General features: G+C 62.3%; 9 protein-coding genes and 1 other RNA gene. 3 read left to right on the top strand and 7 right to left on the bottom strand.

From position 1 onward, the window contains the following. Positions 1-117: 117 nt before the first annotated feature. On the bottom strand, positions 118-1557 hold the full coding sequence (gene proS / locus C816_RS03265; protein ID WP_016320987.1) for a proline--tRNA ligase: 1440 nt from the start codon (positions 1555-1557) through the stop codon (positions 118-120). A gap of 200 nt (positions 1558-1757) precedes the next feature. Here proS and C816_RS03260 point away from each other — a divergent pair, with 200 nt between their 5' ends. Then, the gene (locus tag C816_RS03260; protein WP_016320986.1) at positions 1758-2687 is read left to right on the top strand and encodes a hypothetical protein; all 930 of its coding nucleotides are present in this window, start codon (positions 1758-1760) and stop codon (positions 2685-2687) included. A gap of 64 nt (positions 2688-2751) precedes the next feature. Here the strand turns inward: C816_RS03260 and C816_RS03255 are convergent, their stop codons facing one another. Together C816_RS03255 and C816_RS03250 are read right to left on the bottom strand one after the other, a co-directional pair. Beyond that, positions 2752-3330 carry a hypothetical protein gene (locus C816_RS03255; protein ID WP_016320985.1) on the bottom strand — a complete coding sequence of 193 codons (579 nt, stop codon included), beginning with the start codon at positions 3328-3330 and terminating at the stop codon, positions 2752-2754. A 10-nt stretch (positions 3331-3340) separates the two neighbouring features. Further along, entirely contained in the window at positions 3341-3943 is a 603-nt protein-coding gene (locus C816_RS03250) for a hypothetical protein (protein WP_016320984.1), read from the bottom strand. A 553-nt stretch (positions 3944-4496) separates the two neighbouring features. Between C816_RS03250 and C816_RS03245 the strand changes: the two genes are divergently transcribed. Beyond that, positions 4497-4979, top strand: coding sequence for an RNA polymerase sigma factor (locus tag C816_RS03245; protein WP_016320983.1), 483 nt, complete (start codon positions 4497-4499; stop codon positions 4977-4979). Between the two features lie 43 nt (positions 4980-5022). Beyond that, positions 5023-5364, top strand: coding sequence for a hypothetical protein (locus tag C816_RS03240; protein ID WP_016320982.1), 342 nt, complete (start codon positions 5023-5025; stop codon positions 5362-5364). Positions 5365-5448: 84 nt separating this feature from the next. Here the strand turns inward: C816_RS03240 and C816_RS03235 are convergent, their stop codons facing one another. From C816_RS03235 to ffs, 4 genes are all read right to left on the bottom strand, one after another. Beyond that, positions 5449-7278: a DUF4127 family protein gene (locus tag C816_RS03235; RefSeq protein ID WP_016320981.1), complete on the bottom strand. Its 1830-nt coding sequence runs from the start codon at positions 7276-7278 to the stop codon at positions 5449-5451. A 65-nt stretch (positions 7279-7343) separates the two neighbouring features. Further along, entirely contained in the window at positions 7344-7712 is a 369-nt protein-coding gene (locus tag C816_RS03230; protein ID WP_016320980.1) for a YbaB/EbfC family nucleoid-associated protein, read from the bottom strand. A gap of 12 nt (positions 7713-7724) precedes the next feature. Beyond that, positions 7725-9464 (bottom strand): DNA polymerase III subunit gamma/tau, encoded by a 1740-nt coding sequence (dnaX, locus tag C816_RS03225; protein WP_016320979.1) that lies wholly within the window; start codon positions 9462-9464, stop codon positions 7725-7727. Positions 9465-9511: 47 nt separating this feature from the next. Further along, positions 9512-9611, bottom strand: an RNA gene (gene ffs / locus C816_RS22335) — signal recognition particle sRNA small type. Between the last annotated feature and the right edge of the window lie 229 nt (positions 9612-9840).

The raw sequence follows: 9840 nt of genomic DNA, 5'->3' as shown, positions 1-9840 counted from the left end.
AGGGCGGTCTCCCCCCGTCCCGCCCCCGTGGGGCGGATTCCGAAGAAATCAAACTCCCCTCCCCCGCTGAAAGCGTAAAAAGCGGAGAGGCTTTCGCCTCTCCACCCATTTCCCCGCTTAGTAAGCGACACCCCAGTAAATATCAGTGGCACATTTCTTGCCGCATACCGGGCACACGCCCTCAGTCCCGCTCTGTGCCAGCGGCATACACCGGGACGTAACGCCCGCCTGCTCCTTCATGGCAAGCTCGCAGTTCAGACTGCCGCACCACTTGGAGCGGAGGAATCCCCCCTTGCCCTCGGCAATGGCCTTGGCCTCCTCCGGGGAGCTGATGTCAAAGCTGTTGTCCTGGAGGTTTTTCAGCGCCTGCGCGTACATATTGTCATGCACCGCGTCCAGCAGCTTTTTCACCGTCTCCTCCAGCGACTCCAGAGGGACAAATACCTTCTCCCCGGTGTCCCGGCGGGCGATGACGCACTGCTCCTTCTCCATGTCCTTGGGACCGATCTCCACCCGCAGGGGCACGCCCTTCATCTCGTACTCGGCGAACTTCCAGCCGGGGCTGTTGTCGCTGTCGTCCATCTTCGCCCGCAGGCCCGCCGCCGTCAGACGGTCCCGCAGACCCGCCGCCGCGTCCAGCACGCCGGGCTTGTGCTGGGCCACGGGAATTACCACCGCCTGGACAGGGGCCACACGGGGAGGCAGAACCAGGCCGTTGTCGTCGCCGTGGGTCATGATGATGCCGCCGATCATCCGGGTGCTGACGCCCCAGCTGGTTTGGTGAGGATGGTGGAGCTGGTTGTCCTTCCCGGTGAAGGTGATGTCAAAGGCCTTGGCAAAGCCGTCGCCAAAGTAGTGGCTGGTGCCGCCCTGGAGGGCCTTGCGGTCATGCATCATGCACTCCACGGTGTAGGTCTCCTCGGCGCCCTTGAACTTCTCCTTGTCCGTCTTGCGGCCCCGGATCACCGGCATGGCCAGGTAGTTCTCCATGAAATCGGCGTAGATGTTCAGCATCCGCATGGTCTCTTCCCGTGCCTCTTCCGCCGTGGCGTGCATGGTGTGGCCCTCCTGCCACAAAAACTCCCGGTGGCGCAGGAAGGGCCGGCTGGTCTTCTCCCAGCGCAGGACGCTGCACCACTGGTTGTACAGCTTGGGCAGGTCCCGCCAGGAGTGGATGATGCTGGCGTAGTGCTCGCAGAACAGCGTCTCAGAGGTGGGGCGGACGCAGAGGCGGTCCTCCAGCTTCTCACTGCCGCCCATGGTAATCCAGGCGCACTCCGGAGCAAAGCCCTCCACGTGGTCCTTCTCCTTCTGGAGCAGGGACTCGGGGATCAGAACGGGGAGGTACACGTTCTCGTGGCCCGCGGCCTTAAAGCGCCGGTCCAGCTCCGCCTGGATGTTCTCCCAGATGGCGTAGCCGTAGGGGCGGTAGATAAACATGCCCTTGACGGAGGTGTAATCGATGAGCTCGGCCTTCTTGCAGACGTCGGTATACCACTGGGCGAAGTCCACATCCCGGGCGGTGATGGCGTCCACCTGTCTCTTATCCTGTGCCATATGCTTCCATTCCTTTGCTCTATAATATATTATAATGTATCGCTTCCTGCGGTTCTCACTGAATCCCTATTGTATCCATTCCGGCCCGGGTTGTCAACTGTTACTCCCCTCTCTGCGCCCGGGAAAAATTTTTGCCCCCGCGGAACCAAACGCCCTCCCCTTCCGACTAAACAGGTGAATACAAACAGGAGGGCTGCCCCATGAAAAAATGTCTGCTGTCTCTCGCGCTCTGTCTGGCGCTCCTCACCGCCTGCGGCGCGCCCGCCGCCTCATCTCCCGCCGGGGCCCCTCCGCCGGAGGACGGCGCCCTCTCACTGGCAGAGGACGAGACCCCCTTCTATCTCGCCTGCCGCATCGTGGACGGCGCAGAGGACGGAAATCTGCTCCTGGCAGAGCTGGACGCGCCGCTGTCCGACGGCCGCGACAGTCTATGCGGCGGAAAAAACGTCTACCGCCTGGCCGTGACGGAGGACATCCCCGTTGATCTGGACGGCCGCCCTGCCTCCGCCGGGGACCTCCGGGACGGGATGCCCCTGGAAATCGCCTTCAGCGGCGATGTCCTGGAGACCTTCCCCGCCCAGCTGGGCCAGGTCTATTCCATCTCCGCCTGGTCCATCGGCACACCTCAGTGCCCCGGCGGGGCGCACTACGACCTGTGCGGGCTGTATCTCCAGGTCCTGGACGACCTGTGGCGCAGGGACCCAGCCCTGAACGAGGACATCTCCCTGGCCTCTCTGGACCTCACTCAGGCCCCTGGCGAACTGCTGGAAAGTGAAAAATCCGCCTTGTGCTGGCGGTTTGGGGAGCTCCACGGGGCGGAGGTTCTGGACCTCACCTTTGAGGAGCTGCGGGACCAGGGCTACCTCACCGCCAGCGCCGTGAGCACCCCCGCCCCGGAGGAGGGAGAGGGCCCCTCCCCCCTGTGGTACCAGTGGGAGGACGGATGTCTCTTCTCCATCACGCCCAACGAGAACCACCAGGAGGAGGTCTACTCCCTGCCCATCCTGTTCTTCAACGCCGAGAAATGGCACACGCCCCTGGGGGCCTACTGCCTTTACGACTGCTCCGCCCTCTGGCCGGAGTTCGGAACGTGGGACGGCTACAGCATCGGAAACGAGATGATCTCATAACGTCAGAGCGCCCCGCCGTTTGGCGGGGCGCTCTTGATGTCCCGGATCATCCGCAATGGGCCGCCTACCCGCCCATTTTCACCAGCACCTTCTGAATTCTCTCAAACAGGATGGCGTTCCTGGTTGGTTCAAACCGGTTGGTATCCGAATTGAAATACTCAAAGGTGGAGAGATACTTCGACCAGTCCAGCACATTGCCCCCGCTGGACCCGAAATCCCTGTCGTACGGCTGATAGGGCGCGGCGGTGCCGGTGCATGTGGGCTCGGAGAAGTCAATGGGCACCAGGCCGCTGTATGAGATATAGTCCTTGTCCGCCTCGTCGAGAATCCCGTACTCACAGAGGTCGTCAATAAAGGCCTGATACTCCTCCTGGTTCATCTCCTTCGGGTTGTATGAGGCGGAGAGGTGCCCCAGCTGCGCGTCCGTCAGTTTGACGGACTTTCCACGCTTCCGCGCATCCTCCTTGAATTTTTGAAAAGCCAGCAGCTGCTCCTCCCGCTTCGCCTGGACGGCCTCCCGAAACTGGTCCCGGCATTCGTCTTTCAGCACCGCATATCTCATCTTTCCGGGGTAGATCCCAGGGATGTCAATGTAGTTGAACCAGCTGGAGTGAAAGGCCCCTGATGTATGTCCCGCTTCCATGGCGATCCTCCTAAACCTTTGCTCTATATGGGACCCATCCCCGGGCCATGGCCTCCGCGTGGGTGATGACGTCCGGGTGCTCTTCGGTGCGGAACTCCTCCACCCAGGAGAGTATATCATCCAGGCTGTGGAAGCTCACCATGGGCGTCTTGTGAAAATTTCCCAGCCAGAAGCTGGGGTCCTCTTGGTCCGTATAGTACATGACGCCATTGATTTCGGAGGGATCAAGTACGATCATCACGGCGCCGCTGGCATAGTTTTCCTCCTTCTGGCTGATGACCCCCATGCGCCGCATGGTCTCCAGGACATCGTAGACCTCATAGGCGGAGAGATCCCCGGAGTAGTGCTCTTTCAAAAACGCCAGGTTCTCCTCCGTCCAGCCCTGGGAGTCCGGCAAAGCCAGTTCCGGCTGTTGGGCCTTCCAGGCCTTGTAGTCATCCTCGAACTGCATAAATACGGAGCCCAGAGCCCCCTTCTCCGGCAGGGCCGCCATTTTCCGCTTTTGGACCTCCGGGTCCAGATACTGCTCCCATCCCGGGCCGCTCTCCGTTCGGCGGCCTTTGGATGTGGAATACGGGGAGGGCCACGCTCCGGAATTTCCTGTAACTCTCATCTTTCATAACTCCTTTTCCCAGCGGTGTATTCCGCCGTTTATTGGTTCTGGAGCAGTTCCCAAAATAATGAAAAAAGGAATCGAGGACGGGGATTGCAGGACAAGGCGGAGGACGCAGGCAGGCTGACGCCCGCCAAGGACGACAACGAAGTCATACAATTCCCGGACCGCTGAACTTTTCTCAGCATTTTGGAAAACCGCTCCAGGGCCTGTTCGCCTAAGACAAACATGCGGATTCCCGAGCAAATTTCCGCCGGATGCAAGGCAAAAATTTGCAGGCGTTGACGTACGCCAAAAATGATTCACGCAGCAGCCGGCAAAATTTTCCTGAAAGCCCTGCGTTTGAGCTCATGTGAACAGGCCTTAATATCATAGTGTCGGGAAAAGCGGAAAACCGGACAGCTCTTTTATAATAATTTTCAAAATTGCACACCGGGCTGCCGCCCGTTTGCCGGAAATTTGATGTCTGCCATAAAAATTTCTGTCTCCTCTTGCATTCCTGCCCAAAACAGCATAAAATTACAAAAGAAGCTGCCGGATCGGAGGGATCGGTTTGAACAGTCGGGAAAAGCATCTGCTGGTGGAACAGTGGTACCGGCAGTATGCGGCATTCATCTTCCACTACGCCTGCCAGTTCACGGATCGCCATTCGGCAGAGGAGATCGTACAGGAGACGTTCCGCGTCGCCTGGGAGACCGCCCGGCAGCAGGAGATCGAGTATCCCAAGACGTGGCTGCGGAAGATCGCAGAAAACGTGATGAAAAACCAGTTCCGCCGGAGCGAGCGCCGAAACAGTCTGCTGGTCAGCGCGGACGCGCTGCCGGAGGACGTCCTGGGGAGGCGCGAGGACCCCGTGGACGTGGAGCTGGAGTACGACGGCCTTATCAGCCGGCAGGACCTGCACCTGCTCAAGCGTCTGGCCGTGGACGGCTGTACATACGCCGAGGCGGCCCAGGAGCTGAACACCACGGCGGAGGCCTGCCGCAAGCGGGCCGCGCGGGCAAAGCAGCTTCTCCGGAAGCTGCTGGAGGATTGAAGCGCCGCCCGTTTTGAACTTCACAAGAAGGAGGTCTGCATATATGCCCGGCCCTATCGGCGAGAAAAACGGCTCCTATCCGTTTTTGAATCGGTTCAGCACAAAGACGCTGCGCCAGCTCCTGCGGGAAGACTTTGCATCGAAGGAACCCAGCACCCCGGAGAGCGACACGTTCATCACCTGCGTAGCAGAGGTAATCGCCCGGCGGGAGGCGGCCGATCCCGCCATTCCCCAGTTCGATGTAGAGGCGGGCTGGCGGAACTTCCCGAAGCATTTCCAGCCCGAGGGCACAGACGCCGCCCTTGCCGCGGATATTTCCCGGATGGCCGCCCAGTGGAATCAGCTCCAGGGCGGCGGCAATAGGGAAGACCAGCAGGAGACATGACCCGCGTTCAGGAATCAAACGCCCCGTCCGCCGGACAGTACTGTGTACTGCCCGGCAGACGGGGCGCTTCCCATCAAGGCGCGCTTATTGATAGTAGATCCCCAGAATCCTCTCATGGGGCTCCGTGAATACCCCCAGCCGGATGTCCATGCCGATCTCAAAGGCCCGGTCCCAGGGGAAGCGGTAATTCTCCAGGGCTACGCCGCCCCAGCCCTTCTCCCCACCGGGCTCCAGGGCGAAGAAGTTGCTCCGCTGGAGATTTTTGATTACATCTTTTACGGCGCTGTCCATGCCCCGCTCCAGCCGGGCCTGGACGGCCTCCCGGTCGATCTCCGGAGTCCAGAAGTTGTTGGGGTCGCCGCCGAGATCGCTGCGGATATAGGCCAGCAGGTCGTTGCGCACCACGTTCTTGTAGCAGAAGTCCTTGATGACGCTGTCCGCCAGGGTGCGGGCAAAGGCCCGCTCCGCCGTCTCGCTCTCCTCCCCGTTTCGCAGATACGCATACCGGGCGACGCCGTGGCTCAAGGCCGTGCCGGTGACGATGGCCATGTCCAGAAATCCGGCGTAGCTCAAAAGCCAGCCCAGCTCCGCCTCCTTCTTCAGCGCCTCATGGAAAGCGGTGCCGTACCGCCCGTTGCCCGCGTCAATGAGGATCACGGGCCGGTTCGCCTCCCGGCACTCCCGCAGGTCCCGCATCAGCGCCTCACAATAGGCGCTCCCTGCGCCCTCCTCCGCCGGCTGGGTCAAGACGAGGATCTGCAGTTCCGCCGCCAGAGGATTGGCGCTCTCCGTCAGGCCAAACAGGTCCAAATGCTCCGCCACCACGGTAGTCAGGGGCTGGAAATCGTAGTCGCAGGCGGGGCTGTCCTCGGTGCCGCCGTAGTACCGCACCGACGCCGTGCCTCCCCGCCAGCCGGTCTCGTCCAGATACATCCGGGCCACGGCCTTGAAGGCCAGATCGTCCACCCCGGCCAGCAGCCAGTCCAGAGGATTTCCCGCCCGGTCCGTCCGCAGGCCTTGGCGCAGGTAGGCGATCTCGTTTTTCTGGATGCAGTCCTCCAGGGAGGAGTCGTCGATACCGACCATCAGACGGAAGTTCTCATGGCCTGGCTGGCGAAGGATCTCCTGCACCAAATCGGAAAACGTCAGTTTCCCCTCCCGGGCGGACAGATAGCGGGAAAGCGCCTCCTCGTTCTTCACGCCGTCATGCTCCGCCGCGGTCTGATTCCAGAGGTTTTCCTTATGGGGGCCCCACGAATAGCTGTCCAGAATGCCCTCAAAGGTCAGCTGTTCTCCCTCCAGCGTCTCCCGCGGCAGAGAGCCAAAGTCCCGCAGCCAGTTGTACTCCTCCAGCGTACCGCCCTGGTAGCCCACGGTGGGGGCCAGCCGCATGACGCTGTCCAGCAGCCAGACCACGTTGTCCGGGTCCGACGAGAGAACCGCTATCATATTCTCCAGCATTTTCTGGAGGTGAATGGTTCCGCCGTCCGGCAGGGTGACGACGCACGCCTCCGCCGTCACAGCCCGGGAGCTCACCAGCCCGCCGAAGAGGATCTGGTCCAGGGACAGGATGTACCGGTCACACCCCGCCGCCTCCTGCTCCAGTACCCACTGGTACAGCCGCCCCATGTCGCCGTACTGGGTCCCGTTTTCGTTCAGAGGCTGTCCGTCCAGCGCGGTCCGGTACCAGTCCGCCTCCGGCATGGCCAGGGCGTACCCCAAAGACTCCGCCAGATACGCCACCCGTTCCACATTGTCGGGCCGGTCGTCCAGGGGAACATAGGCCACAGTCTTTGCGCTCTCCGAGCTCGCGGGCTCCGGGTAGGGCTCCGGCTCCGTCCTCCGCGGCCCGCAGCCCGTCAGGACCAGGGCACAGGCCAGCGCCGCCGCCAAAAGGCGGGTCTTGTTCTTCATCTCAGCACTCCTCTTTCCGTAAAGCAAAGGGGGAGCGTGCCCTCCGGCTCCGCTCCCCGCCTCTTTCAAAGTCCAAAGCCGCCCAGGTTCAGTCCCCCGGTGACGCCGTTCATGCCGGCCTCCATGGCCTCGTCGGCCTGGCGCAGGGCCTCATTCACAGCGGAGACCACCAGGTCCTGGAGCATCTCCACATCCTCCGGGTCCACGGCCTCCGGCTTGATGGCAATGGACACCACCTCTTTCTTGCCGCTGACCTTGGCCTCCACCACGCCGCCGCCCACGCTGGCGGAGAACGTCTGCGCCTCCACCGCCTCCTGAGCGGCGGCCATGGCCTCCTGCATCTGGACGATCTTCTGCTGCATCTCCGCCTGGCGCTGGGCGCCGGTGACCTTCATTCCGCCGTTGGAAAACCCGCGGCGCGCACTGTATCCCATAACAATTCTCCTTTATTTAATGGTGATATTATCGAACTGACTGCCGAATTTCAGCAGGTTCTTCAGATTCTCCTGGGGCGAGGCCTTGGGGGGCTCCCCCACCCGGAACACCAGCCGCACCGCCATTCCGGCGGCCTTCTCCGCCTCCTCCGTCAGGGCGCCCCGCACCCGGTCGTTGTCCAGCCGGCCCAGGGTGATGTCGTCCGGGGCGTAGACCGTCACCTGATCCCCCTCCAGCACGCCGCCGCACATGTCCAGAAACGCCCGGTACATGGGCGGCAGACGGCCCTTGCAGCTCTCCGCCAGGGCCCGCCACCAGCTCCCGTCCACCACTGGAACCGGAGCGGCTGCAGACGGCTCCGCCTGGAGCACGGAAGGCCGCCCGGCCTGCGGAGCCTCAGCCGCCGCGGACGGTTCCTCCAGAAGATCAAATACCCGCGTCCCGGGTTCCTCCGGCAGGGGCGGTTCCTCGGGAAGCGGCGGCTCGTCCCAGGGGGGCGGGTCCGCCGGGGCCTGCGCCGTCTTTGCGGCGGGCGGCTGTTCCGCCGGGGCCGGACGCGTCTCCTTGGAGGCGGCGCTCTGCTCTACGGCAGACCGGATCACCTGTCCCCGAGCCGCGGCCTCCTCCAGCCGGCGGATGCGGGCGTCCAGGGCCGTCAGATCCCCGGAGAGGGACTCGTCGCACAGCCGCAGGAGGCACAGCTCCGCGTCGGTGCGGCGGTTGGTGCTGTAATAGAGGTCCGCCGCCGCCTTTTGCAGCGTGGACGCCAGATAGAGAAAACGGTTGGCGGGCACATCCCTGCTCAGCCGGTCCAGCGTGGCCGTATCGTATCCGCCAGACAGCAGCACACTGCCGCCCTCCGGCGCGGTCCTGCGCAGCAGCAGGTCCCGGGTCAGCGCGGAGAGCTCCCCCAGCACCGCGCCCACATCTTTTCCGTTGCCGTACAACTGGTTTAAGAGAAGCAGGGCCGCCTTGGCGTCCCGGGCCAAAATCCGCTCCATCAGCTGGGCGGTCTGGAGATTTCCCGCCAGCCCCAGTACCTCCAGCACCGCGCTGCTGTCAATGGTCCCGCCGGCGGCGGCGCACTGGTCCAAAAGACTCAGCCCATCCCGCAGGGCGCCGTCGGCAAGGCGGCTCAAAATCTCCGCGCCGTCCGCCGTCAGATCAATGCACTCCTGCTCGGCCACATACCTCAGCCGCCGGGCCACGTCCGCCGGGGTGATGCGCTTGAAGGAGAAACGCTGGCACCGGGAGAGAATGGTGGCGGGCACCTTGTGCAGCTCCGTGGTGGCCAGAATGAACATCAAATGCTCCGGCGGCTCCTCCAGAATCTTCAGCAGGGCGTTGAAGGCCGGGGTGGAGAGCATATGCACCTCGTCGATGATGTACACCCGCCTCTTCACATGGGCTGGGGAGTAGATGGCCTCATCCCGCAGGGCCCGCACCTGATCCACGCCGTTGTTGGAGGCGGCGTCCAGCTCCAGAACGTCCAGAAAGCTGCCGCTCTCCAGCCCCCGGCAGGCGTCGCACTGGTTGCAGGGGTCCCCGTCCACAGGGTGCTCACAGTTGACGGCCCGGGCCAGGATTTTGGCGCAGGTGGTCTTGCCGGTGCCCCGGGTGCCGGTGAAGAGATAGGCGTGAGAGGTCCGCCCCTCCGACACCTGCCTGCGCAGGGTCTCGGTAATCTGGGGCTGGCCGATGACATCCGAAAAGGTCTTGGGCCGCCATTTGCGATACAGGGCCTGATACATAGCGCGCCTCCCCACAAAAAATGGAAAAAGATCCTCCGTACGCAGCTGCGGAACCGGCGCCCTCGCGGCACATGAAACATCCCGCTTAATGCTGCTCGGTTCCCCGCCTGACATGGTTCGCGGGCATCCATTGCGCGAGACCGGCTCCGCAGCTGCACGCGGAGGATCTATTCATATCTTGTTTATTTTACTATATCCTGCTGAGATTTTCAACTAAAATTTTCTGCGGTTTTGAAAAAATCATACTTTACAAAGAGAAAATTTATGGTATAATAACCAAAGTAGTCTTGTGTGAACCGTTAAGAGAGCTGGCATTAGCGGTCAGCAGGTTCAGAATACGAGCTCGTAGCTCAGTTGGGAGAGCGCACGGTTCGCA

Origin of the sequence: Oscillibacter sp. 1-3 (genome assembly GCF_000403435.2) — a bacterium.
In the GTDB taxonomy this organism is placed as follows: Bacteria; Bacillota; Clostridia; order Oscillospirales; family Oscillospiraceae; genus Oscillibacter.
This window is presented reverse-complemented; position numbering and strand designations above follow the sequence as displayed.